The following is a 22,473-nucleotide window of genomic DNA, read 5'->3' as shown; positions in this document are numbered from 1 at the left end:
TTACTCCTTCGGCGCGATGCCCATGTCCTCGCGCTCGAAGTCGTCGCTGGTCGCCTGGTTCATCTCATTGCTGCCGGTCTCGCCGCCGCGACGGCCGCTCGGCGTCTTCGCTTTAGAGCGCTTGGATGCTGGTTGCTTCATGCGTCAGGAACCGCCCGCGGTGGAGCCGGTTCCGCATTCGTCGAGCTGCGATTAGCCCCTGCGCGGCTTGTCGCGCGGGCGGTCCCTGGCTTCCGCGGCTCTGGGCTCCTCTACACGGCACTGGGCGACGAGCGTCGGGAAATCGAAATTGCTGTTATCCATCAGCGCCGCGCCCGCGGAGGCCGTGCACTGCGCCTCGGTCACATAGCGTGTCTGCAGCGTGGCCACCGGCGTGCACGCACTGCCGCCGTCGGCGCAGCCAAGGATCGCAATCACGAAATACGCCGGTCCCATTTGAGCATCCCCTAAGATACTGTTTTAACCATCGATTTTCAGGTTGGTTCCTCGGCCTCCATTCACATTGGATTGCTGTCGCGGAGGGGCACTCCTAACTTAGCGCAATGGCGGCCGCGGGAGCACAACAGCAGAAGGCAAAGCCGAACGCCGGCTTCACCGCGCTGTGGCGTTTCCTGCCGATGCTGTGGCCGAAAGGCGAAACCGAGCTGAAGGCACGGGTCATCGCGGCGGTGTTGCTCGTGCTCGCTGGCAAGGCCGTGATCCTCCTCGGGCCCTACGCCCTCAAGCTCGTCGTCGACCGCATGAGCACGCACGCGGCGTTCGCAGTCGTCGCGGGGCTGGTCCTCGCCTACGCCGGCGCCCGCTTCGGCGGCGTCCTCTCGGACAATCTGCGCAATGCCGTCTTCGAAAAGGTGGGGCAGGACGCGGCGCGGCGGCTTGCCGGCAAGGTTTTCCGGCACATCCACGACCTGTCGCTCCGCTTCCACCTCGAGCGGCGCACCGGATCGCTGACCAAGGTGGTCGAGCGTGGGACCAAGAGCATCGACATGATGCTCTATTTCATCCTGTTCAACATCGCCCCGACAGTGATCGAGCTGACGGCGATCTGCGTCATTTTCTACGTCAAGTTTGGCGGCGGCCTCGTCATCTCGACGCTCGTCATCGTCGCCATCTACATCACCTTTACGCGTTGGGTGACCGATTGGCGCTCGCAGATCCAACGCCACATGAACGAGGTCGACAACCGCGCGATCGGCCGCGCCGTCGACTCGCTGCTCAACTACGAAACGGTCAAATATTTCGGCGCCGAGGAGCGCGAGGCGAAGAGATACGAGGAAGCCGTCGGCGCGTTCGCCAAGGCTTCCGTGCGCAACGAGGTTTCGCTCGCCTGGCTCAACATCGGCCAGTCGCTGATCACCAATCTGATGATGACGGGCGCCATGATCTTCACCGTCTGGGGATGGAGCCGCGGCCGCTTCACCCCGGGCGACGTGGTGTGGATCAACGGCCTGCTGATGCAGCTCTTCCGCCCGCTCGACATGCTCGGCTGGGTTTATCGCTCGATCCGGCAGGGCCTGATCGACATGGAAGCGATGTGGGATCTTCTCGACACGCCGTCCGAGGTCACGGACAAGGCGGGCGCGGCCGCGCTCAACGTCAGTCGCGGCAACGTCCGCTTCGACGACGTGCACTTCGGATACGAGCCCGAGCGTGTGATCCTGAAAGGCGTCTCGCTGGAAATTCCCGCAGGCACCAGCTGCGCCATAGTCGGCCCCTCGGGCGCCGGAAAGTCGACCATCGCCCGGCTGCTCTATCGCTTCTACGACCCGACCTCGGGCCGCGTCCTGATCGATGGGCAGGACATATCGGAGGTAACGCAGAAGAGCCTTCGCTCGTCGCTCGGGATCGTCCCCCAGGACACGGTGCTGTTCAACGACACCATCGGCTACAATATCGGCTACGGCCGCGACGGCGCGAGCCAGGACCAAATCGACGGTGCCGCGGCCGGAGCCGCGATCGACCGCTTCATCGCGGTGCTCCCCGACGGCTATGAATCGATGGTCGGTGAGCGCGGGCTCAAGCTTTCGGGGGGCGAGAAACAGCGCGTCGCGATCGCGCGCACCCTTCTCAAGAACCCGCCGATCCTTGTCCTCGACGAGGCGACCAGCGCGCTCGACAGCCGCACCGAGCAGGAAATCCAGGCGACACTCGAGCGCATGGCGCGCAGCCGAACTACCATCATGATCGCGCACCGCCTGTCGACCATCGTCGACGCCGACCAGATCGTCGTTTTAGACAACGGCCTCATAGCCGAGCGTGGCACCCACGAGGAGCTGCTCGACAAAGGCGGCCTCTATGCCGAGCTGTGGCAGCGCCAGGCGGCCGAACGCCTGGCCGAAGCGGTTGCCGAGGCGGCCGAGTAGCGACTAAGCTCGCGCTTTCCCGCGGCGCGCTCGGTCCGCAATACGAATGAGTAAATGACCGACCCGCACACCATTCTCAAACAGACCTTCGGTTTCGATCATTTCCGCGGCGTTCAGGAGCAGGTGGTCGGCCGCGTGCTGGCTGGCCAGCACACGCTCGCGGTGATGCCGACCGGCGCCGGCAAGTCGCTCTGCTACCAGCTGCCCGCGCTCGTCCGGCCCGGGACAGCGCTGGTGATCTCGCCGCTGATCGCGCTGATGCACGATCAGATCCGCAGCGCCGACGCGATCGGTATTCGCGCGGCCTCGCTCACCTCGGCCGACGGCGATCGCGAGCGCACCATCGAGCGCTTCCGCAATGGCGAGCTCGACCTCCTCTACGCCGCGCCCGAGCGGGCGACGCTCGACGGGTTCCGGCGCCTGCTCGACCGCATGAACCTTGCGCTGATCGCGATCGACGAAGCGCATTGCGTCAGCGAGTGGGGCCACGACTTCCGCCCCGACTATCGCAAGCTGAGGCCGCTGCTCGACGACCATGGCGAAGTACCGCGTCTGGCACTGACCGCGACCGCGGACCGCCGCACCCGGGCGGACATTCTCGCCCAGCTCGGCATTCACGACGAGGGGCTGATCGTCGCCGGCTTCGATCGGCCGAATATCCGCTATCACGTTCGGCCGCGCGAGCAGACTGGCAAGCAGCTGCGCGAGCTCCTCGCCGCGCAGCCCGGCTCCGCAATCGTCTATGCGCCAAGTCGCGACAAGGCGGAGAAGATCGCCGAGCAGATCGCCCGCGATGGCCGGCCGTCGCTGCCCTACCACGCAGGTCTCGAACCGCCGGTTCGCGCCCGTAACCAATCCGCGTTCGTCAACTCCGAGGAGTTGGTGATCGCCGCGACGGTTGCCTTCGGCATGGGCATCGACAAGCCCGACGTCCGGCTGGTCGCCCACGCCGCCATCCCCAAAAGCATCGAGGCCTATTATCAGGAGACCGGCCGCGCAGGCCGCGACGGCGAGCCAGCCGAGGCCTGGCTGTTTTGGGCGGCGCAGGATTTTGCCCGCGCGCGGCAGCGGATCGAGCAGGAGGTCGAGCCAGAGCGGCGCCCGGGAGAGCGCGAGCGGCTGAACGCACTCGCGACGCTCGTCGAAACGCCGCTGTGCCGCCGCGCCGTGCTACTGCGCCACTTCGGTGAGGACCCGCCGGAGCGCTGCGGCAATTGCGACAATTGCCTGAACCCGCCGGCGACGATCGACGCGACCGAAGTTGCGCGCAAGCTCCTCTCCGCCGCCTTTCGGACGGAGATGCGCTTCGGCGTCGGCCACCTCGCCGACGTGCTCGCCGGCAACGACAACGAGAAGGTTCGAAGCTTCGGCCACCACCGGCTGTCGGTCTTCGGAATTGCGTCCGCGGAGGAGATTGCGCTGGTGCGTTCGGTATCACGAGCGCTGATCGCGCGCGACGCCCTGCGCGCCGACGCTTATGGCGGCCTGTCGTTTGGGCCCGGCGCGCGGCCGATCCTCAAGGGCGAGCAGGATCTGGTCATCGCCGTGCCGCCGAAGAGCAAGCGCGAGCGCCGCCGTGACGGCGGCCCCGCCGACCCGCTGTTCGAAAGATTGCGAGAGACACGGCGCACGCTGGCGGCGGAGGCCGGCGTTCCGCCCTACGTCATCTTCCATGATTCGACGCTGCGGGAGATTGCCGCGGCCAGGCCGTCGAACCTCGCCGAGCTCGCCGAAGTCAACGGCGTTGGCCGAACCAAGCTGGAGCGCTATGGGGACGCGATGCTCGCTGCGGTCGCTTCGGCCGGCTGAACCATTCCGCCTCGCGCAAACGCGGCTGAACGGGACGATCAAGACGTTGAACATTCGGGGAGAGACATGGTCCGTACTCTGTTGCTTGCTTCCGCCGCTGTCGCGATGGCCGCAATCGCCGCGCCTGGTCTCGCCGCTCCGGCGAAGCGGGGTGCCGCCGCCACGCTGCCGGCTTCCAATCCCTTCGCGACGCCGAGCACGCTGCCATTCGGCACGCCGGACTTTTCCAAGATCAAGGACAGCGACTATCTCCCCGCTATCCTCGCCGGGATGGCGCAGCAGAAGCGTGAAGTTATGGCGATCGCGAACAGTCCGGCCCCACCGACTTTTGCCAACACGATCGTCGCGCTCGAGCGTTCGGGCTCGACGCTCGAGCGGGTGATCCTCGCATTCTTTGCCGTGAACGGCGCCAACACCAACGACACGCTGCAGGCGACCGATACCAAGACGTCGCCGCTGCTTGCCGCGCACTCCGACTTCATCAATCTCAACCCGAAGCTGTTCGCGCGAGTGAAGGCGCTCCACGAACGAGAAAGCGAGCTTGGCCTCAACCCGGAGCAGGCGAAGCTGCTCGATGTCTATTACAAGGGCATGGTCCACGCCGGCGCCGAGCTGCCGCCGGCCAGGCAGGCCCAGCTCAAGACGATCAACCAGCAGCTGAGCACGCTCCAGACCGAGTTCGGACAGAAGCTGCTCGCCGCCGCGAAGGCTGGCGCGCTGCATGTCGACGATGCTTCCGCGCTTGCCGGTCTGTCCGAGCAGCAGCTGGCGGCGGCGCAGCAGGCGGCAAAGGACCGAAAGGTCTCGGGCTACGTGCTGCCCCTGCAGAACACGACGCAGCAGCCTTTGCTCGATTCGCTGTCCAGTCATGCGACCCGGCAGGCGCTGTTCGACGCAAGCCTGAACCGCGCCGAGAAGGGCGACAAGAACGACACGCGCGCCGTCGTCCGTCGGATCGCAAAGCTCCGGGCCGACAAGGCCGCGCTGTTCGGGGAGGCGAACTGGGCGGATTACACGCTCTATGACCAGATGGCGAAGGACCGTGCCACCGCGGTCGGCTTCCTCGAGCGGCTCGCCCCGCCGGTCGCGGCAAAGGAACGGCAGGAAGCGGCGGACATCCGCGCCCTTGCCAGCCAGCAGGGCGCCAATTTCGAGGTCACGCCCGCGGACTGGAACTTCTACGCCGAGCAGATCCGCAAGCAGCGCTACGCGATCGACAGCGACCAGCTGAAGCAATATTTCGAGTTCAACAAGGTGCTCGAGGACGGGGTCTTCTACGCCGCGAACCAGCTCTACGGCCTGACCTTCAAGGAACGGAAGGACATCCCGACCTGGAGCCCGGACATGCGTGTGTTCCAGGTTTACGACCAGGACGGCAAGGAGCTGGCGATCTTCATGATCGACCCGTGGAAGCGGGACAACAAGAACGGCGGGGCGTGGATGAGCAACCTCGTCAACCAGTCGTACCTGCGCGGCACGAAGCCGGTGATCTTCAACGTCGAGAATTTCACCAAGCCCGCGCCTGGGCAGCCGGCACTGATCAGCTGGGACGATGTTACGACGATGTTCCACGAGTTCGGCCATGCGCTCCACGGCATGTTCGCCTCGCAGACCTACCCGACTTTGTCGGGGACCAACGTCGCCCGCGACTTCGTCGAGTTCCCGTCGCAGTTCAACGAGAATTGGGCGCTCGATCCCAAGATCCTCCCGCACTATGCGGTCCACTACAAGACCGGGCAGACGATCCCCCAGGAGCTCGTCCAGAAAATCCTCGCCGCCCGCACGTTCAACCAGGGCTATGAGGTGGGCGAAGTGCTCGAGGCCGCTCGGCTCGACCTCGACTGGCATTCGCTGCCGGCAAGCGCGCCGCTCCAGAACGTCGACCAGTTCGAGACACAGTCGCTGGCCAACAGCGGCTACGCTGTCGCGGACGTTCCGCCGCGCTACCGCTCGAGCTACTTCCTGCACATCTGGAGCAACGGCTATTCGGCGGGCTATTATGCTTATCCGTGGACGCGCATGCTCGCTCAGGACGCGTTCAACTCGTTCGAGAGCCACGGCGGATTGACGCGCGCCAACGGCCAGCGCTTCCGCGACATGGTGCTGTCGCGCGGCAACACGCTCGATTATGCCGAAATGTACCGCGCCTGGGCCGGGCACGATCCTTCGATCCAGCCCTATCTCGTCTATTATGGGTTGACCGGCGGAGCCGCGACTCCCGCAGCGGGGTCCGTGCCGCCCGCGCCCGCGGCTCAGCCGCGGCCGCAAAAGGGCGAGCGGGGCGAATAGCCGTGATCCGCCAGCTCGACGATCGCACTCTGGTGAGCGGGCAGATCGCTCCGCACGAGGTCGCCGGGCTGGCGCAGCAGGGCGTGACCATGCTGGTCAACAACCGCCCCGATGGCGAGGAGCCGGGCCAGCCGTTTGCGTCGGAGATCGAGGAGGCCGCCGCGCAGGCCGGCATCGCCTACCGGTTCGTCCCGATCATGCGCGGCATCGGGCCCGCCGATGTCGCGGAAATGCAAAAGGCCCGGCAGCAAGCCGAAGGCGGCAAGATGCTCGCCTTCTGCCGGTCGGGGACGCGGTCTGCGCTCGCCTGCGCGCTTGCGGATCGTCAGCAGGGCGCATCAGCCGATGAGGTTCAGCAGCGGCTGACCGACGCCGGGTTCGACCCGGCCCCGATCGCGCACCTGCTCTAGCCCTTCTCCGCCAGCAAGCGCCGCGCCACCTCCGCGTCCTCGTCGAGCACCATCAGGCGCACCGGCATGAACAGCCCGCCGTAGGAACTGTTGATTTCGCTATCGAACAGCACGGACTCGACCCCTTCGCTGCCGAGGTACAGTCGGGCGAGATCGCCCTCGACGCGGCTGTTGTAGCGCGCGGCTTCGACCAGGTCGGTCACCACGGCACCACGTCGCCAGCTGCGATCTCCTCGGCGCGCGGTTGCCGGCCGAGCATCGCGTTGCGGTGCGGGAAGCGACCGAACCGCTCGATGATGTCGCGGTGAAGCCTGGCGAAGTGCAGCATCTCCGCATCGCCGAGGGCGGTGAACAGAAGCATCGCGCGGTTCTGATCGTCCATCGTCTCGCTGTGCTCGAAGGGCATGTAGAGGAAGGCGCGCTCGCGCGGCTCCAATTGCTCGTCGAATCCTTTGGCGATCGCTTCTTCGGCGATGCCGAGCGCCAGATGGTCGGTTGCGAACTGCTCGGCGTGGCCACGAAACATGTTGCGCGGGAACTGGTCGAACAGGATGACGGCGGCAAGCGCGGTGAGTGGATCGGACGTAAAGCTGTCGATTGGCAGCTGGCGCTTCTCGTGCCACAGATCGAGAAAGTCCTGCCTGATGCGGTGGTCGAGCGCGTCGCCGCCGCGCCACCATTGCTCGTCGTCGAGTCCGAACCAGAATTTGAGGACGTCGGCGCGCCAGTCGGCGCTCACGCCGCCGTCCCGCCGACTGTGAGCCCATCCACAAGCAACGTCGGCTGCCCGACCCCCGCCGGGACGCCCTGGCCGGCCTTCCCGCAAACCCCGACGCCTTCGTCGAGCGCGAGATCGTTGCCGATGCCCTTGACCCGGGTCAGCACGGTCGGACCGTCGCCGATCAGAGTCGCGCCTTTCAAAGGCTCGGCCAGCTTGCCGCCGCGGATTCGATAGGCTTCGGTGCAAGAGAAGACGAACTTGCCGCTGGTGATGTCCACCTGCCCGCCGCCGAAGCTCTTCGCGTAAATCCCGTCCTTGACCCGCTCGACCAGCTCGGCCGGATCGTCCTTGCCGGCGAGCATGAACGTATTGGTCATCCGCGGCATCGGCGCATGGGCGAAGCTCTCCCGGCGGCCGTTGCCGGTCGGCGCCATGCCCATCAGCCGCGCATTGAGCCGGTCCTGCAGATAGCCCTTGAGGATGCCGTCCTCGATCAGCACGGTCCTGCCCGTCGGCGTCCCCTCGTCGTCGATGGTCAGCGAGCCCCGTCGCTGCTCCATCGCGCCGTCATCGACCACCGTGACACCCGACGCGGCGACACGGTCGCCGATTCGGCCCGAGAAGGCCGACGTGCCCTTGCGGTTGAAGTCACCCTCGAGGCCATGGCCGACCGCCTCATGAAGAAGCACGCCGGGCCACCCGGGCCCGAGAACGACGGGCATTTCACCAGCCGGCGCTGCCACCGATTCGAGGTTCGTCAGCGCCTGACCGAGCGCAATGTCGATCGCGCGGTTCCACTGCGCTTCCTCGAACAGAGAGCCATAGAGATAGCGTCCGCCGAGGCCGTGATGACCGGTCTCGCGTCGACCGCCCTGCTCTGCGACGATCTGGACGTCGAGACGCACCAGCGGCCGCACGTCGGACGCGACGAACCCGTCGGCGCGGACGATATCGATCACGCTCCAGCTGCCGGACAGACGCACGCTGGCCTGAACGACGCGCGGATCGCGCGCCCGCGCCGCAGCATCGATCTGCTGGCACAGCGCGACCTTCTCGGCGAACGGAACGAGGGTGAGCGGATCCGCGGCACCGTACATCGAGCGATTCGTCCGCGCCGGCGATGCCGCCGGGGCCGCGCTTCGCGGATCGAGCAGCTTGAGCGTCGCCGCGGCTCGCTCGATCGCCGCTTCGCTGATCTCGTTGGCATGGGCAAATGCGGTGGTCTCGCCGGTCACGCCTCTCAGCCCAAAGCCCGAAGAGCTGTGATAATCGGCGGTCTTCAGCCGGCCATCGTCGAACCCGAACGCCTCGCTTGCGGCATATTGCAGGTAGAGCTCGCCGTCCTCATGCCCCGACAAATGCTTGTGCGCGAGCCGCCGCGCCGATTCCGGATCGACGTTGCGGTAGAGAAAGTGGCGGGGATCGGCGAGCGTCATGCAGGCTGGCTGTCCGCAGGTCCTCCCTCAAGGACGAACCGGCGATCGCAATAGCCGCACTCGACGAAGCCTGTATCGGGCTCGATCCGAAGATAGACGCGCGGATGACCGAGCGCCGGCGAAACTTCCCCCGAACCGTCGCAGGCAACCTGGACGGTCTTGACGCGAATGATTTCCGGCGGCGGGATTTCCATCGGGCCGAGTTAGCAACCGCCTGCCCGGCGTTCAACGCCGAAGGCTAATTGTATTGCGCAAGCACGGTGAACGTACCGGTGTAGGTGCCCTCTGCCTGGTTCGCTCCGACGGTCACGGTGCCGCCGATCCCGACCGAGAAGGCTCGCGTCGAATCGATCGTCACAACCGATTGGTCGAGGCTGAGCGAGATCGGGACGCTGTTTCCGTTGCCGTCGCTGAGACTGGCCGGCGGCGCGAGGAAAATGTTGACCTGCTGCCCGGCCGTTCCTCCGCCGGCGAACACCGCCCGGGTCGCCGTTCCGCTCGCCACCGGCGTGACCCCGCCGGTGACGCTTTGTCCGCTGCCGTCGGCGGCGATGCTGACCGTGCCGCTCGACGAAGAAGGGACCACGGTACCGAAATCGAGATCGTTGACCTTGGTGAGCGTGAGCGGCAGCAGAAGCAACGCCCTGCCGCTCGCACTGGCGGTCTGCGCAGCAAGCAGCGGAGCGGGTGCCGCTGTTGCGGCGATCGCCGCAATGGCGACGAGGATTTTGCGGATGTTCACTCGGCGAGCTCCTGCGCGTACAAATCAGGAGGCAAGTATCGCCGAGCCGATCTCACCACGCGTTCAACATGCGCGGTTCGTCTAAAATTTACCTTAACGCGCAACGATTCGAGGGGGCCGCTCAGGGATATTGGACCGTGATGCTGAAGGTTCCCGCATAGGTGCCGGGCACCTGCCCCGCTGCGACGTCGAGCGTTCCGCCGACGTAGAAATCGAAGGTGTCGGTGACCGGAATTTTGCGAAGGATGTTGCCGTCGACAGTCCAGTCGGACACGGTAACCGTCTCCGTCCCTCCGACGCGGGTCAGGACGGCCGGATTCTTCGGCAGCCGGATCAGCGCAACGGCGTTTTTCGATCCCGTCGCCGTGAAGCGCGCCGGATGGGCCGAGCTGCCGGAGGGAACCAACCCGCCGGTCGTGCTCAGCGAGCTCGTCACGGGATCGATGACGGCGCTGCCGGCCCCGCTCACCACCAGCGTTCCGAAATCCAGGTCGGCGCGCTTGATGACGCTGAGCGGGCTGAGGATGGCAGCCTCCGCCGTCGCGTTCTGTGTCGCCGGAGCAGCCGATACCTCGGCGGGCACGATCATGGCGGCAAGAGCGGCAAGGATAGGCAAAAGCGCGCGGGAGAACATGCCGCGGCGGATATTAGGTTAACCTCAAAATCACTCTAGCAATTAGGGTTAAGCGCACATTTACGGTGAATGCTTGTCGCCAATCGGCACGACCCTTATGCCGCCGGGCGTCATGGACGAGCCCGCCATCCGCATCGAATCGCTGTCCAAGACCTATCACGGCGGCAAGCGCGCGCTGAACGATGTCAGCTTCGGCGTGCCGCGGGGGCAGATATTCGGCCTGCTCGGACCCAATGGCGCTGGCAAGTCGACTCTGATCAACATCCTTGCCGGCCTCGTGACGAAAAGCGGTGGGAAGGTCACCATCTGGGGTTTCGACATCGACGATCATCCGCGCAATTCCAAGCGATCGATCGGCGTCGTCCCGCAGGAGATCATCTTCGACCCGTTCTTCACGCCGCGCGAGACACTCGAAATCCAGGCCGGATTGTACGGAGTTCCCGCCCGCCACCGGCAAAGCGATGAGCTGCTCGCTGCCATGCACCTCACTGACAAGGCAAACGCCTATGCGCGCACGCTGTCGGGCGGCATGAAGCGCCGGCTGCTCGTCGCCAAGGCGATGGTTCATTCGCCGCCGATCCTGGTGCTGGACGAGCCCACCGCCGGTGTCGACGTGGAGCTTCGCCGGCAGCTTTGGAATTATGTCCGCAAGCTCCACGCGCAGGGCGTCACGATCGTGCTCACGACCCATTATCTCGAGGAGGCCGAGGAGCTGTGCGACCGGATCGCGATCATCCACCACGGCCGGGTGATCGCCAACGAGCCGACGCGCGAGCTTGTCGCCAAGGCGCAGGAGAAGGCCGTCGTCGTCACCTTCGACCGCGACATAGCCGAGGTTCCGGCCAACAGTTGCTTCGAGAACATCCAGCTGATCGATGAGCGGACGCTCGAGATCAGCTACCGCAAGGACCGGGTCAATGCCGGACAGGTGCTGACCGCGCTAACGGCCGACGGCCTCGGCATCGTCGACGTGTCGACACGCGATCCCGATCTCGAGGACGTCTTCCTGAGCCTCGTCTCGGCAGACCGGGAAGCCGCGTGAGCATCGACACCGATGTCCTGATCGTCGGTTCCGGGGCCGCAGGGCTGACGGCCGCGCTCAACCTCGCGGGGACGCACAAGGTCGCAGTGATCGCCAAGGGCGCGCTCGGCGACAGCGCGAGCGCGCGCGCCCAGGGGGGGATCGCCGCGGTGCTGGAGGAAGGCGATAGCTTCGAAGCGCACATCAACGACACGATGATCGCCGGCGCCGGGCTCAACGACCGCAAGGTGGTCGAGCATGTCGTCGAAGCGGCGCCGCGCGCGATCCACCACCTGATCGATCTCGGCGTGCCGTTCGCGACGGAGGGCAACGCGCTGCATTTGACCCGCGAGGGCGGGCACAGCCATCGCCGAATCGTTCATGTCGCCGATGCGACCGGCCGGGCGATCAGCCAGGCACTCGAAGCGGCGGCCGCCCGGCACCCGAACATCACGCTCGTTCCCGACATGGTCGCCATCGACCTGATCACCGGCCGCCACGCCACGCATTTCTCGACTAGCGGCGCGGTGCACGGCCTCTACGCGTACAACCGCACCAGGAAACGGGTCGAAACACTGAAGGCGCGCGCAACGATCCTCGCCAGCGGCGGTGCCGGGCGCGCCTATCTCTATTCGACCGCGCCGCGGGGAGCGACAGGCGACGGAATCGCGATGGCGTGGCGGGCGGGCTGCCGCGTCTCCAACATGGAGTTCATGCAGTTCCACCCGACCTGCCTCTACAATCTCCAGGTCAAGAATTTTCTCATCACCGAGGCGGTGCGCGGCGAGGGCGGGGTTCTCAGGCACCCGGTGACCGGCCATCGCTTCATGCCCGATTACGACGAGCGCGGCGAGCTCGCGCCGCGCGACATCGTCGCCCGAGCGATCGACCATGAGATCAAGCGCGACGGTCTCGATTATGTCTTGCTCGACATCTCGCACCGCGAGCCCGATTTCGTGAAGGCACATTTTCCGAACATTTACGACAAGCTGCTCGAGCTCGGAATCGACATCACGAAGGAGCCAATCCCGGTCGTGCCGGCGCAACATTACACCTGCGGCGGAGTCGTCGTGGACCTCGACGGACGCACCGACGCGCCGGGGCTCTACGCAGCGGGAGAGGTGACACAGTCCGGCCTGCACGGCGCCAACCGCCTCGCGTCCAACAGCCTGCTCGAATGCCTGGTGTTTGGTGAGGCGGCGGCGAAGCACATCACGGCAAATTGGGATTCGCTTCCGCAAGTGCCGGCGATCCGTGCATGGGACGAAAGTCGGGTGACCGACAGCGACGAGGAAGTCGTGATCACCCAGACATGGGGCGAGATACGCCGCTTCATGTGGAACTATGTCGGGATCGTCCGCACGACCAAGCGGCTCGAGCGCGCCAAGCATCGGATCGACACGCTGCGCAAGGAAGTGAAGGACTATTACGCCCACTTCCGCGTGACCCCGGACCTGATCGAGCTCAGGAACCTGGTCGAGGTCGCCGACCTCATCGTCCGCAGCGCGCTCAGCCGCCATGAGAGCCGCGGCCTGCACTACACGCTCGATTATCCGAAAGCCCGGGCGGAGGCGAAGGACACCGTGCTCGTGCCTTGAGAAGGCGAAGGATGCGCGGTTTGCTTGATTCGCCGCGCTGGCTTACACTCGCGGCATGGCCATTCAGACGAACGCCCCCGACAAACGAAATGGCCTTCAGGACCTCGTCGCCGCCGCTTTGCGCGGCGAAAAGGTGGTGATCGCTGTCGACGGCCAGCCGGAGGCGGCGTCTGAATCCGCCGAACCGAAGCCGGACGAAGAGCAGCAGAAGCCGGACGGAGAATAAGCGGCGGGGTTCGCGCCGGAATCGCTGGCGCTTCGATCTCGAACGCGCCGCTTACACACCCTACATTTGCGATTAGCTTCCCTCCGGCCGTCACCCTGCTAAATCCGCTCGTTCATGCCTGACGCTTCCACGCCTGCTGCCCAGAACCACCTCTACCTGGTGGATGGGTCGAGCTACATCTTCCGCGCCTATCACCGGCTGCCGCCCCTGACGAACCGCCACGGCATGAACGTCGGCGCGGTCTATGGCTATACGACCATGCTGTGGAAGCTCGCGGACGGTCTTTCGAAGGCCGACGGTCCGACACACATGGCGGTGATCCTGGATGCCAGCGAGCACACCCACCGCAACGTCATGTACGACCAGTACAAGGCGCATCGGCCACCGCCGCCAGAGGACCTGGTTCCGCAATTCCCGCTGATCCGCACGGCGACCCGCGCTTTTTCGATCCCGTGCATCGAGCAGGAGGGGCTCGAGGCCGACGACATCATCGCCTGCTATGTGACCGCGGCGCGCGCGGCGAGCTGGAAGGTGACGATCGTAAGTTCCGACAAGGACTTGATGCAGCTGATCGACGAGGATGCCGGGATCGACATGCTCGACACGATGAACGACCGGCGGATCGGCCGAGCAGAAGTGCTGGAGAAATTCGGCGTGCCGCCTGAGAAAGTCGGCGACGTGCTCGCGCTGATGGGCGACAGCGTCGACAACGTGCCCGGCGTGCCGGGGATCGGGCCGAAGACCGCGAGCCAGCTGATCCAGACCTACGGCGACCTGGAAACGGTGCTGGCCTCGACCGACCAGATCACCAAGCCCAAGCTCAAGCAGTCGCTGATCGATCATGCGGAGGCTGCGCGCCTGTCGCGCAAGCTCGTCGAGCTGGTTTGCGACGCGAACCTGCCGCAGCCGCTGGAAGAGCTGGAGATGAAGAACATCCCGAGGGAGCCGCTCGCGGAATTCCTGACGGACCAGGGTTTCAAGACTCTGCTGGCTCGGCTGATGGGCGGAACACCGACCCAGACCGGGGCGACAGTCCGAAATGACGTCATGGCTGCGATGGACAGGAGGCCAGCCTCCCCCGCAGAGCCGGAGAACATAGAGGTTGATCGATCGAAATACGAGACGGTGACCGACGAAGCGGCGCTCGACCGCTGGATCGCGGAAGCCACCGCACAAGGCCATGTCGCGATCGACACCGAGACCGATTGCATCGACTGCATCATCGCCAAGCTCGCCGGCGTGAGCCTTGCGACCGGTCCGAACCGCGCCTGCTACATCCCCGTCGGGCACAGCGGCGGCGACCTTTATTCCGATGCGCCCAATCAGCTGCCGATGGCGCTGGTGCTCGACAAGCTCGAGCCGCTGCTCGAGGACCCTGCGGTCCTCAAGATCGGGCACAATTTCAAGTACGACTGGGTGATGTTCGACAAAGCCGGCATCTGCGTCGCGCCAGTCGACGACACGATGGTGATGAGCTTCGACCTCGACGCGGGGAAGAGCTTCGGCCACGGCCTCGACGAGCTCGCCAAGGCGCATTTCCAGCACGAGTGCATCAGCTACAAGTCACTATGCGGGACCGGCACGAAGCAGATCACGTTCGACAAGGTGCCGCTCGGGCCGGCGACCGAATATGCCGCTGAGGATGCCGACATCACGCTCCGGCTGTGGCTGCGGCTGAAGCCCCGGCTGGCGCAGGAGAATGTCGCGCGGGTTTACGAGCGCGTCGACAAGCCGCTGGTGCCAGTCATCGGCCGCATGGAGCGGCGCGGGATCAAGGTCGACCGGGAATATCTCGCGCGCTTGAGCCGCGAATTCGGCAACGAGATTACGAAGCTCGAGGAGCGCGTTTACGAAGCGGCGTGCGGTCCATTCACGATCGGGTCGCCGCAGCAGCTCGGCGAGGTGCTCTACGGCCGGCTCGGCCTCAAGGGCGGGCGCAAGGGCAAGAGCGGGCAATATTCGACCGACGTCAACGAGCTCGAGCGGCTCGCGGCCGAAGGCGTCGATTGCGCGCGGCTGGTGCTCGACTGGCGTCAGCTAACGAAACTCAAGAGCACCTACACCGATGCGCTCCAGCAGCAGATCAACCCGGAGACTGGGCGGGTCCACACCAGCTTCAGCCTCACCGGCGCCCAGACGGGACGGCTGTCATCGAACGACCCCAACCTGCAGAACATCCCGATCCGTACCGAGATCGGGCGAAAGATCCGCGACGCGTTCATCGCCGACGCCGGACACAAGCTGCTTTCCGCCGACTATAGCCAGATCGAGCTGAGGCTCGCCGCGCACATGGCCGACGTGCCGCAGTTGAAGGAGGCGTTCAACGCCGGCGCCGACATCCACGCGATCACGGCGGAGGAGCTGTTCGGGACGGTCGATCGCGACACTCGAAATAAGGCGAAAACGGTCAATTTCGCTATCCTCTACGGAATTTCATCGTGGGGCCTGGCGGGCCGTCTCGGCGTGCCGAAGGACGAGGGCAAGGCGATCATCGACCGCTATTTCGAGCGGTTCCCCGGGATCCGCAATTACATCCACTCGACCCTCGGCTTCGTGCGCGAGCATGGCTTCACGCGCACCCTTTTCGGCCGAAAGACGCATTTCGAGCCGAACATCCGCTCGTCCAACCCGTCGATTCGCGGCGGCGCCGAGCGGGCCGCGGTCAACGCGCCGATTCAGGGCACCAGCGCCGACCTCATCAAGCGGGCAATGGCGCGGATGGACGATGCCCTCGCGGCCAATGGGCTCGACGGCGTGAAGATGCTGCTCCAGGTTCACGACGAACTGGTGTTCGAAGTGCCGGACGGGCGGGAGGAAGAGGCCGCGACCATCATCAAGCAAGTGATGGCAAATGCCGCCGAACCTGCGATGAGGCTCGAGGTGCCGCTCGATGTGGAGGTCGGCTGGGGGGCACATTGGGGAGAAGCGCATTAAACGCTAGCGGCGATGGTCCGCCTCCGCCGCAGGCACCCGATGCGGACATGGCGACGCTGGCGCGCGGCGGACGGCTGAACGTTTTCGGCTTCGTATTGCGGCTGGCGGCGCGGGTGCCGTTCCTGCTCATCGCCGGACGAATTTATGGTGCGGCCGAGCTGGGCCGCTTTGCTTATGCGGTGCTGACCGTCGAGTTTGCCGCGCAGATCGCCGCGTTGGGCCTGAGGCGCGGGCTCGCGCAGCTGCTCGCCAATGCAAAAAAGCCGCACTCGTGCGTCGTCGCCGACGCGATGCTGGTCGCCGCCATCACATCGGTCATCGCAATGGCGATTTTGATCCTGTTTCCAAAGGCAATGTACCCGACGACCGACGTGCAAGGGCTGGATCGGATGCTCGCGATCACGGTGCTGGCGATCGCCTGGACGGATATCGCGCTCGCGGCGCTCGCCTATCAGGACGACGTCGCGTCGACCGTACGGGCGCGCTCGGTGGTGGAGCCGTGGACGATCAGCATCGTCGCTTTCGTCTGGTCGTACATCTCGATCGATGACGGGCTGATCATCTCCTACGTTTTCTCGATGGTCGCAGCGCTCATCGCGGCGCTGATCCCGCTGCTGAAGTGCTACGGCGTGCCGCACGGCTGGAAACCGGATCTTGTCGGTGCGTGGAGCACCGCCTGGCGAAACGTGCCGGTAGCAGCGGCGGACGCGGTCGAATGGGCATCGCGGCGCATAGACCTTGCAGTGCTCGGCGCATTCATGCCCGCGGCCTTCGTCGGCATCTATTATGTCGCGCAGCAGGTCGCGACCCTCCCGGCCAAGCTGAAGACCAGCTTCGAGCCCGTGCTTGGGCCGGCGATTGTCCGACGCATCGCTGCGGGCGACCGCGCGGGTGTGGCCCGGCAGGTGCGCCAGGTCACCTACTGGATCATCGCGGCGCAGCTCGGCATTGCGCTCGCACTCGGGATTCCCGGGCGCGCGGTGATGGCGCTCGTCGGCTCCGGGTTCACCGGCGGCACGGCAATGCTCGGCTTCCTGCTCGCCGCCGAAGTGATCGCCGCCGCCGCGGTCGTCAGCGAGGCGGCGCTGATCTACGTCGCTCGCAAGCGCAACATGATGATCAGCCTCGTGATGCTCGCGCTCGAAGCGGGACTCGCGGCGGCGCTGATCCTGATCATGCGCGACGAGGGCCTGCCCGAGGCATTTCAGGCGACGGGCCCGGCGATCGCGCTGTGCGTCGCGCTCGCCTTCGCCTCGATCACTAAGTCGTGGCTGCTGCGGCGCCAGTTGCAGGCGCCGGTATCGGGCTGGCGCTGGGATCTGGTGTGGGCGACCGCAGCCGGCGCCGCGGTCGGCGCACTGGTGCGGCTGCTCCTCCCGCAGACTTGGCAGCTCATCCTCGGTGTCCCGGCGATCCTCTGCGCCTTCTTTGCCGTGCTGTGGACGAAGGGCTTCGGGCCCGCGGATCGCGAATTGTTTCGCATGCGTAAGGCCGATGTACGTGAGCTTCGCGCCGCTGAAGATGCAGCGCTCGCCCGCGACGAGGTGCGCGACGATGTCGTTTGACCTTTTAGTGCCGGAAGTGGCGCATGCCGGTGAACAGCATTGCGAGGCCCGCCTCATCCGCCGCGGCAATGACTTCCTCGTCGCGGATCGAGCCGCCGGGCTGGATCACTGCGGTCGCGCCCGCTTCGGCGGCTGAAAGCAGCCCGTCGGCAAAGGGAAAGAAGGCGTCTGACGCGACGGCGGAGCCGACTGTGCGCGGCTCCGGCCACCCGTTCGCCTCGGCGGCTTCGCCGGCCCGGATGGCGGCGATTCGAGCACTGTCGCGGCGGTTCATCTGGCCGGCTCCGACCCCGGCGGTGGCGCAGTCCCTCGCATAGACGATCGCGTTCGACTTCACGTGCTTGGCGACCGTCCACGCGAACAGGCAATCGCGGACCTCCTGCTCGGTCGGCTCGCGCTTGGTCACGCACCTGAGCTGGTCCCGCAAAACCATGCCGTTGTCGCGGTCCTGGACGAGCACGCCGCCGGTGATAACCGCCAGGCTCTGGCCCGGGCGCCGCGGGTCGGGCAGGTCCCCGGTGAGCAGCAGACGAAGGTTCCTCTTCTTGGCGAAGAGCCTCTTCGCTTCGTCAGTGGCGTCCGGTGCGACGACGACTTCGGTGAAGATTTGAGTGATCGCTTCGGCAGTCTCCCGGTCGAGCGCCCGGTTCGTGGCGACGATCCCGCCGAAGGCCGAGACACTGTCGCAGGCGAGCGCTTCCCGCCAGGCATCGATAAGCGCGCCGCGCGTCGCCACTCCGCAAGGGTTGGCATGCTTGACGATGACGACGGTCGGATCGGCTTCCCGGAACTCGGAGACGAGCTCCAGCGCGGCATTTGCGTCGTTGAGGTTGTTGTAGCTGAGCTCCTTCCCCTGAACCTGCTCCGCCTGCGCGATGCCGCGCGCGTGCGGCCCGACCGGCACGTACAGCGCCGCCTGCTGATGCGGGTTTTCGCCGTAGCGCAGTCCCATCTTGAGTTCGTTTGCGAGCACCCAAGTCTCCGGCCACCGCTGGCCCTGGTCCGCGAAGGCAAACCATTGCGAGATCATCGAATCGTAGGTGGCCGTCAGCGCGAAGGCTTTGGCAGCGAGCTTCTTGCGAAGCTCGAAAGTCGTGCTGCCATCGTGCGCATCCAACTCGCCAAGCAGTGCCGCATAATCCGCAGGATCCGTCACAATGGCGACATGCGCGTGGTTCTTGGCCGCCGAGCGGACCATGGACGGACCGCCGATGTCGATATTCTCGATAATGGTGTCGCGATCCGCGCCGCTCATCACGGTCTGGAGGAACGGGTAGAGGTTGACGATGACGAGATCGATCGGAGCGATACCGTGCTCCGCCATCGCCGCCGCATGCTCGGGATTGTCGCGCACACCGAGCAGGCCGCCGTGGACTTTCGGGTGGAGCGTCTTGACCCGCCCGTCCATCATCTCCGGGAAACCGGTCAGGTCGGAGATGTCGCGGACCTCGGCGCCTTCCTGACGCAGCCTGGCGGCCGTGCCCCCGGTCGACACGATCTCGACGCCGTGCTTCGCCAGGCCCGAGGCAAGGTCCTCCAGGCCGCTCTTGTCCGAAAGCGAAATCAGCGCCCGGCGAACGGGAACGAGGTCAGTCATGCCAAGTCCTTCTGGTTAGCTGGCGCGGCGGAACTGCCAGCCGATTTCGCCGCCCAATGCCGAAACTTCCCCGATGATGACGAGCTGCGCGGTCGGGTGCGGCCTCCCGCGGCCGTCGATCCACAAGCTCTCCTCGGTCGCGAGATTGCCGCCGCGGCAGCGGAAGTTCCAAGGCGGCGCTCCCTTCGAGCGCAGGATCGCGCCCATGCCGTCGGCGGTGATCGTCACCTCGATGCCGGGCGCAAGGTGGAAGCGCGCCGCATAAGGCGCCGATTCGCGGATCTTCTTGCGCCCTTTCGGGATCAATTGGTCGGCGCCGCGGATCTCCTTGCCGTCGTTGCCGAGCATCAGGCTGCGCTTGTGGACCATTCCGAACGAGCGGACGTAGCCGTCGTGGCTCGCCTCGAGGCGGCTCGAATCATTGTCTTCGGCCCGGTCGATCGCGACGTCTTCCACGCCTTTGCCGAGCGAGCCGTCCGCGAGGATGTTGGTCGAGTTGGTGTCGGCGAGCACCAGCGTGCTGTGCGCCGCGGTCGTCCGAAGCCCCTCGACCAGCTCGTCCGGCAATTCGCTCGGCAGCGGGCCGGGACCGCCGCAATTGACGACCAGGCGCTGCCCGCCATCCGACAGCTCGAACGCGAGGGTCGAAGCGGATCCCTGATGAGCCATTTTCTGCTGCGGCGGCGGCGCGGCGTCGAGGACTAGGATCGTGCCGAGCGCCGACATGCGGTGATAGCCCCAACCGCGCGGCTGCCTAAGCGGCCGTGCGCGAAGGCCGCAGCCCTCGATCAGTGCCGTGAGTCGGGACGATTCCCCCGGGCCGCAGCCCTGCCAGCTCGACAGCGCGCCATCGCCCATGGTGACGCCATGAAGCGCCGCGAGCGACGCCTGCGCAGCGGCTTCGATCCCTTCGGGAATGGTCTGCTTCGCTGCCTGGTAACAGGCCCGCAGGAGGCCCATTCGGTCGACGAGCAGCAGCTGTTCGAACGGCGAGCGGCTGATCAGTCCGCCATCGTCGAACTGGGCGGAGGCAAGCGCGCGTGCCAGTCCCGCTTCGCCGCGCGCGACGCGAGGAACTCCACCCTGCACCAGCAGCCCGGCGGCGACCACGCCGCACCAGGCGGTGACTCGATCGACTCCGGCCGCAGCCTTGTCGGCGCTGCCGTCGAGATGCCGCGCGCCGCGCGCGAGCGTGTTGAGCAGGGCCGAACGATATCCGCTGTCGGTGCTCGACAGGATGTAGGGCGCGTAGGCGCTCCAAAAGAGAATCCGCTCGCCCCACAGCTGCGGTGTCCAGGCTTCGTCAACCCTGGAGCCGTGCGCCAGCAGCCAGCGGCCGACGACGGCTTCGGCCAGCCGTGCCCCTTTCTCGCGCGATGCGGCGGCGGCGAGATCGCGCAACCAGGAGAAGCCCTGCATATGTTCTGCGGCGCCCCCTCGCGCACCGATCGCAGCAAAGTCGAGATCCTTGAGCGGGATGGTGTCGCTTCCCACTGTGAGCCGTCCCGCCAGCAGCGCCTCGCCGCGCTGACGATCGCCGTGGACATGGTCGCGCGGAACCGCGACCAGCTTGAGCGGCTGGCTGCCGTGCTTGAGGCGGGACAGGAGCGAGCCCCGCGCGAGCTTGCTGACGACCGCGCGATCGGCGGCCGAGCTGTCGCCGCTCATCCTTGTCCTCGAAGCGCCTTGATGTTGTCGGCGTAAGCGGCGGGCCCACCCCGGAAGACCGCCGTACCCGCAACGAGCGCGGTTGCGCCGGCGTCGAGTGCCTGACGCGCCGTCTCGGGGTCGATGCCACCGTCGACTTCGACGATGACACCGAGCGACTCCTTGGCGACGCGGTTCGCGATGGCTTCGATCTTCTTCAGCTGGCTGACGATGAACTTCTGACCCCCGAACCCCGGGTTCACGCTCATCACCAGAACGAGGTCGATCTCCTCGAGCACATAGTCGAGCATTTTGGCAGGGGTAGCGGGGTTGAGCGAGACGCCGGCCTTCTTGCCCAGGCTCTTCACGCGCTGGATCGTGCGGTGAAGGTGCGGCCCGGCCTCGGGATGGACTGTGACGATATCGGCGCCGGCCTCGGCGAAGGCGTCGAGGAACGGATCGACCGGTGAGATCATCAGGTGGACGTCGAACGGCTTGGCGCTGTGCGGGCGGAGCGCTTTCACCACGGCGGGCCCGATCGTGAGGTTGGGCACGAAGTGGCCGTCCATGACATCGACATGGACCCAGTCGGCGCCCGCCCCGTCGATCGCACGCACTTCCTCGCCGAGCCTGGCGAAATCGGCGGACAGGATCGAAGGTGCAATGATGGGATCGGCCATGGAGCCGATTAGACGGGATTATCCGCCCCGGACAAGCCGCGCAATGAAGAAGCCGTCAAGCCCGCCTTCGGCTTCGAGCAGACCGGGGACGATGCGCACCCACCCCTGCTCCGACGGCTTGGCAAAATTGGGCAGATCGACCTTAGTGGAGATGGCGAAATCGCTGTTGGCCCCGAGAAATCCCTCAATGACCTCTTCGCCCTCCTGCGGTTCGAGCGAGCAGACGGAATAAACGAGCCTTCCGCCCGGCTTGAGCCACTGCGCCGCCCGGTCGAGGAGCCGCCGCTGAAGCTCGGCATTGTCGGCGACGATCTTCGGCCGCGCGCGATAGAGGACCTCGGGGTGACGGCGGAAGGTGCCCGTCGCTGAACAGGGTGCGTCAAGCAGGATCGCGTCGACGGCGCGGCCCGGCTCCCAGTTCCGCGCGTCGGCGGCCACGAGCTCGGCCGCGAGATGTGTCCGCTCGAGATTCTCGCGCAGTCGTCCCAGACGACTTTCCGACGAGTCCACGCTGGTGACCCGGTGACCTGCAGCGGCGAGCTGCATCGTCTTCCCGCCTGGTGCGGCGCAGAGGTCGAGTACCTCCCGCGCATCGGCCGGAATGAGCCGGGCCGGCAGCGAGGCCGCGAGGTCCTGCACCCACCAGCGACCGCCTCCGAAGCCGGGCAGGCTCGCGACCGACGTATTGGGGGCCGAATTTCACCTTTTCGAGAATTGAGATCACACCAAAATCGCCGGGCTCAAGGACGATCAGTCCTTGATCGCGGATGTTGGTTTTGCGCTTATGTTTGGTCGTCGCTC

20 protein-coding genes and 1 pseudogene are annotated in these 22,473 nt (G+C 66.0%); 9 read left to right on the top strand and 12 right to left on the bottom strand.

Annotated elements, in window-relative coordinates; genetic code table 11:
* Positions 1 to 141 (bottom strand): hypothetical protein, encoded by a 141-nt coding sequence (locus GH737_RS02530; RefSeq protein WP_155263286.1) that lies wholly within the window; start codon positions 139 to 141, stop codon positions 1 to 3.
* Positions 142 to 192: 51 nt separating this feature from the next.
* Positions 193 to 435: a hypothetical protein gene (locus GH737_RS02525; RefSeq protein ID WP_155263285.1), complete on the bottom strand. Its 243-nt coding sequence runs from the start codon at positions 433 to 435 to the stop codon at positions 193 to 195.
* Between the two features lie 107 nt (positions 436 to 542).
* Between GH737_RS02525 and GH737_RS02520 the strand changes: the two genes are divergently transcribed.
* The 4 genes from GH737_RS02520 to GH737_RS15095 all read left to right on the top strand — a co-directional run bounded on the left by GH737_RS02520 (position 543) and on the right by GH737_RS15095 (position 6,871).
* The gene (locus GH737_RS02520; protein WP_155263284.1) at positions 543 to 2,363 is read left to right on the top strand and encodes an ABCB family ABC transporter ATP-binding protein/permease; all 1,821 of its coding nucleotides are present in this window, start codon (positions 543 to 545) and stop codon (positions 2,361 to 2,363) included.
* Between the two features lie 54 nt (positions 2,364 to 2,417).
* Positions 2,418 to 4,172 carry a DNA helicase RecQ gene (gene recQ / locus GH737_RS02515; RefSeq protein ID WP_155263283.1) on the top strand — a complete coding sequence of 585 codons (1,755 nt, stop codon included), beginning with the start codon at positions 2,418 to 2,420 and terminating at the stop codon, positions 4,170 to 4,172.
* 66 nt (positions 4,173 to 4,238) lie between these two features.
* Positions 4,239 to 6,461 (top strand): M3 family metallopeptidase, encoded by a 2,223-nt coding sequence (locus GH737_RS02510; RefSeq protein WP_155263282.1) that lies wholly within the window; start codon positions 4,239 to 4,241, stop codon positions 6,459 to 6,461.
* Between the two features lie 2 nt (positions 6,462 to 6,463).
* Positions 6,464 to 6,871 carry a protein tyrosine phosphatase family protein gene (locus GH737_RS15095; RefSeq protein ID WP_196232940.1) on the top strand — a complete coding sequence of 136 codons (408 nt, stop codon included), beginning with the start codon at positions 6,464 to 6,466 and terminating at the stop codon, positions 6,869 to 6,871.
* On the opposite strand, the gene GH737_RS02500 is transcribed toward GH737_RS15095, so the two are convergent.
* From GH737_RS02500 to GH737_RS02475, 6 genes are all read right to left on the bottom strand, one after another.
* The gene (locus tag GH737_RS02500) at positions 6,868 to 7,074 is read right to left on the bottom strand and encodes a putative signal transducing protein (RefSeq protein ID WP_230558585.1); all 207 of its coding nucleotides are present in this window, start codon (positions 7,072 to 7,074) and stop codon (positions 6,868 to 6,870) included. The two genes, GH737_RS15095 and GH737_RS02500, sit on opposite strands and share 4 nt — an antisense overlap.
* Positions 7,071 to 7,610 (bottom strand): DUF924 family protein, encoded by a 540-nt coding sequence (locus GH737_RS02495; protein ID WP_155263280.1) that lies wholly within the window; start codon positions 7,608 to 7,610, stop codon positions 7,071 to 7,073. Before GH737_RS02495 ends, GH737_RS02500 begins: the two co-directional genes overlap by 4 nt.
* Positions 7,607 to 9,028, bottom strand: a complete 1,422-nt coding sequence (gene tldD, locus GH737_RS02490; RefSeq protein ID WP_155263279.1) for a metalloprotease TldD — start codon at positions 9,026 to 9,028, stop codon at positions 7,607 to 7,609. Before tldD ends, GH737_RS02495 begins: the two co-directional genes overlap by 4 nt.
* Positions 9,025 to 9,222, bottom strand: a complete 198-nt coding sequence (locus GH737_RS02485) for a zinc-finger domain-containing protein (protein ID WP_155263278.1) — start codon at positions 9,220 to 9,222, stop codon at positions 9,025 to 9,027. Before GH737_RS02485 ends, tldD begins: the two co-directional genes overlap by 4 nt.
* Positions 9,223 to 9,266: 44 nt before the next feature.
* Positions 9,267 to 9,770 (bottom strand): DUF4402 domain-containing protein, encoded by a 504-nt coding sequence (locus GH737_RS02480; protein WP_155263277.1) that lies wholly within the window; start codon positions 9,768 to 9,770, stop codon positions 9,267 to 9,269.
* A 121-nt stretch (positions 9,771 to 9,891) separates the two neighbouring features.
* Positions 9,892 to 10,359 carry a DUF4402 domain-containing protein gene (locus tag GH737_RS02475; protein WP_196232939.1) on the bottom strand — a complete coding sequence of 156 codons (468 nt, stop codon included), beginning with the start codon at positions 10,357 to 10,359 and terminating at the stop codon, positions 9,892 to 9,894.
* A 157-nt stretch (positions 10,360 to 10,516) separates the two neighbouring features.
* Between GH737_RS02475 and GH737_RS02470 the strand changes: the two genes are divergently transcribed.
* The 5 genes from GH737_RS02470 to GH737_RS02450 all read left to right on the top strand — a co-directional run bounded on the left by GH737_RS02470 (position 10,517) and on the right by GH737_RS02450 (position 17,748).
* On the top strand, positions 10,517 to 11,446 hold the full coding sequence (locus GH737_RS02470; RefSeq protein ID WP_155263275.1) for an ABC transporter ATP-binding protein: 930 nt from the start codon (positions 10,517 to 10,519) through the stop codon (positions 11,444 to 11,446).
* A 2-nt stretch (positions 11,447 to 11,448) separates the two neighbouring features.
* Positions 11,449 to 13,023, top strand: coding sequence for an L-aspartate oxidase (gene nadB, locus GH737_RS02465; protein WP_155263295.1), 1,575 nt, complete (start codon positions 11,449 to 11,451; stop codon positions 13,021 to 13,023).
* 55 nt (positions 13,024 to 13,078) lie between these two features.
* Positions 13,079 to 13,249 carry a hypothetical protein gene (locus GH737_RS02460; RefSeq protein WP_155263274.1) on the top strand — a complete coding sequence of 57 codons (171 nt, stop codon included), beginning with the start codon at positions 13,079 to 13,081 and terminating at the stop codon, positions 13,247 to 13,249.
* A 114-nt stretch (positions 13,250 to 13,363) separates the two neighbouring features.
* On the top strand, positions 13,364 to 16,183 hold the full coding sequence (gene polA / locus GH737_RS02455; RefSeq protein WP_155263273.1) for a DNA polymerase I: 2,820 nt from the start codon (positions 13,364 to 13,366) through the stop codon (positions 16,181 to 16,183).
* A 47-nt stretch (positions 16,184 to 16,230) separates the two neighbouring features.
* Positions 16,231 to 17,748 (top strand): lipopolysaccharide biosynthesis protein, encoded by a 1,518-nt coding sequence (locus GH737_RS02450; protein WP_230558584.1) that lies wholly within the window; start codon positions 16,231 to 16,233, stop codon positions 17,746 to 17,748.
* Between the two features lie 4 nt (positions 17,749 to 17,752).
* Here GH737_RS02450 and purH read toward each other — a convergent pair whose 3' ends face one another.
* The 4 genes and pseudogenes from purH to GH737_RS02430 all read right to left on the bottom strand — a co-directional run.
* A complete protein-coding gene (gene purH, locus GH737_RS02445) occupies positions 17,753 to 19,345 on the bottom strand; it encodes a bifunctional phosphoribosylaminoimidazolecarboxamide formyltransferase/IMP cyclohydrolase (RefSeq protein WP_155263272.1) in 1,593 nt (530 codons plus the stop codon).
* Positions 19,346 to 19,360: 15 nt separating this feature from the next.
* The gene (locus tag GH737_RS02440; RefSeq protein WP_155263271.1) at positions 19,361 to 21,013 is read right to left on the bottom strand and encodes a heparinase II/III family protein; all 1,653 of its coding nucleotides are present in this window, start codon (positions 21,011 to 21,013) and stop codon (positions 19,361 to 19,363) included.
* Entirely contained in the window at positions 21,010 to 21,672 is a 663-nt protein-coding gene (gene rpe, locus GH737_RS02435; protein WP_155263270.1) for a ribulose-phosphate 3-epimerase, read from the bottom strand. Before rpe ends, GH737_RS02440 begins: the two co-directional genes overlap by 4 nt.
* Before the next feature lie 18 nt (positions 21,673 to 21,690).
* Positions 21,691 to 22,353 (bottom strand): annotated as a pseudogene (locus GH737_RS02430) (RsmB/NOP family class I SAM-dependent RNA methyltransferase); the annotation flags it as partial.
* Positions 22,354 to 22,473 lie beyond the last annotated feature (120 nt).

Origin of the sequence: Sphingomonas segetis, from assembly GCF_009720245.1 — a bacterium.
Taxonomy (GTDB): domain Bacteria; phylum Pseudomonadota; class Alphaproteobacteria; order Sphingomonadales; family Sphingomonadaceae; genus Sphingomicrobium; species Sphingomicrobium segetis.
The sequence above is the reverse complement of the archived record's forward strand: the minus strand, read 5'-3'. Positions and strand labels throughout refer to the sequence as shown.

What these genes read in the sequence shown, in the direction of transcription:
- GH737_RS02530 (WP_155263286.1), bottom strand. Translation starts at nt 141, where the DNA reads ATGAAGCAACCAGCATCCAAGCGCTCTAAAGCGAAGACGCCGAGCGGC.
- GH737_RS02525 (WP_155263285.1), bottom strand. Translation starts at nt 435, where the DNA reads ATGGGACCGGCGTATTTCGTGATTGCGATCCTTGGCTGCGCCGACGGC.
- GH737_RS02520 (WP_155263284.1), top strand. Translation starts at nt 543, where the DNA reads ATGGCGGCCGCGGGAGCACAACAGCAGAAGGCAAAGCCGAACGCCGGC.
- recQ (WP_155263283.1), top strand. Translation starts at nt 2,418, where the DNA reads ATGACCGACCCGCACACCATTCTCAAACAGACCTTCGGTTTCGATCAT.
- GH737_RS02510 (WP_155263282.1), top strand. Translation starts at nt 4,239, where the DNA reads ATGGTCCGTACTCTGTTGCTTGCTTCCGCCGCTGTCGCGATGGCCGCA.
- tldD (WP_155263279.1), bottom strand. Translation starts at nt 9,028, where the DNA reads ATGACGCTCGCCGATCCCCGCCACTTTCTCTACCGCAACGTCGATCCG.
- GH737_RS02485 (WP_155263278.1), bottom strand. Translation starts at nt 9,222, where the DNA reads ATGGAAATCCCGCCGCCGGAAATCATTCGCGTCAAGACCGTCCAGGTT.
- GH737_RS02475 (WP_196232939.1), bottom strand. Translation starts at nt 10,359, where the DNA reads ATGATCGTGCCCGCCGAGGTATCGGCTGCTCCGGCGACACAGAACGCG.
- GH737_RS02470 (WP_155263275.1), top strand. Translation starts at nt 10,517, where the DNA reads ATGGACGAGCCCGCCATCCGCATCGAATCGCTGTCCAAGACCTATCAC.
- GH737_RS02460 (WP_155263274.1), top strand. Translation starts at nt 13,079, where the DNA reads ATGGCCATTCAGACGAACGCCCCCGACAAACGAAATGGCCTTCAGGAC.
- polA (WP_155263273.1), top strand. Translation starts at nt 13,364, where the DNA reads ATGCCTGACGCTTCCACGCCTGCTGCCCAGAACCACCTCTACCTGGTG.
- GH737_RS02450 (WP_230558584.1), top strand. Translation starts at nt 16,231, where the DNA reads ATGGCGACGCTGGCGCGCGGCGGACGGCTGAACGTTTTCGGCTTCGTA.
- purH (WP_155263272.1), bottom strand. Translation starts at nt 19,345, where the DNA reads ATGACTGACCTCGTTCCCGTTCGCCGGGCGCTGATTTCGCTTTCGGAC.
- GH737_RS02440 (WP_155263271.1), bottom strand. Translation starts at nt 21,013, where the DNA reads ATGAGCGGCGACAGCTCGGCCGCCGATCGCGCGGTCGTCAGCAAGCTC.
- rpe (WP_155263270.1), bottom strand. Translation starts at nt 21,672, where the DNA reads ATGGCCGATCCCATCATTGCACCTTCGATCCTGTCCGCCGATTTCGCC.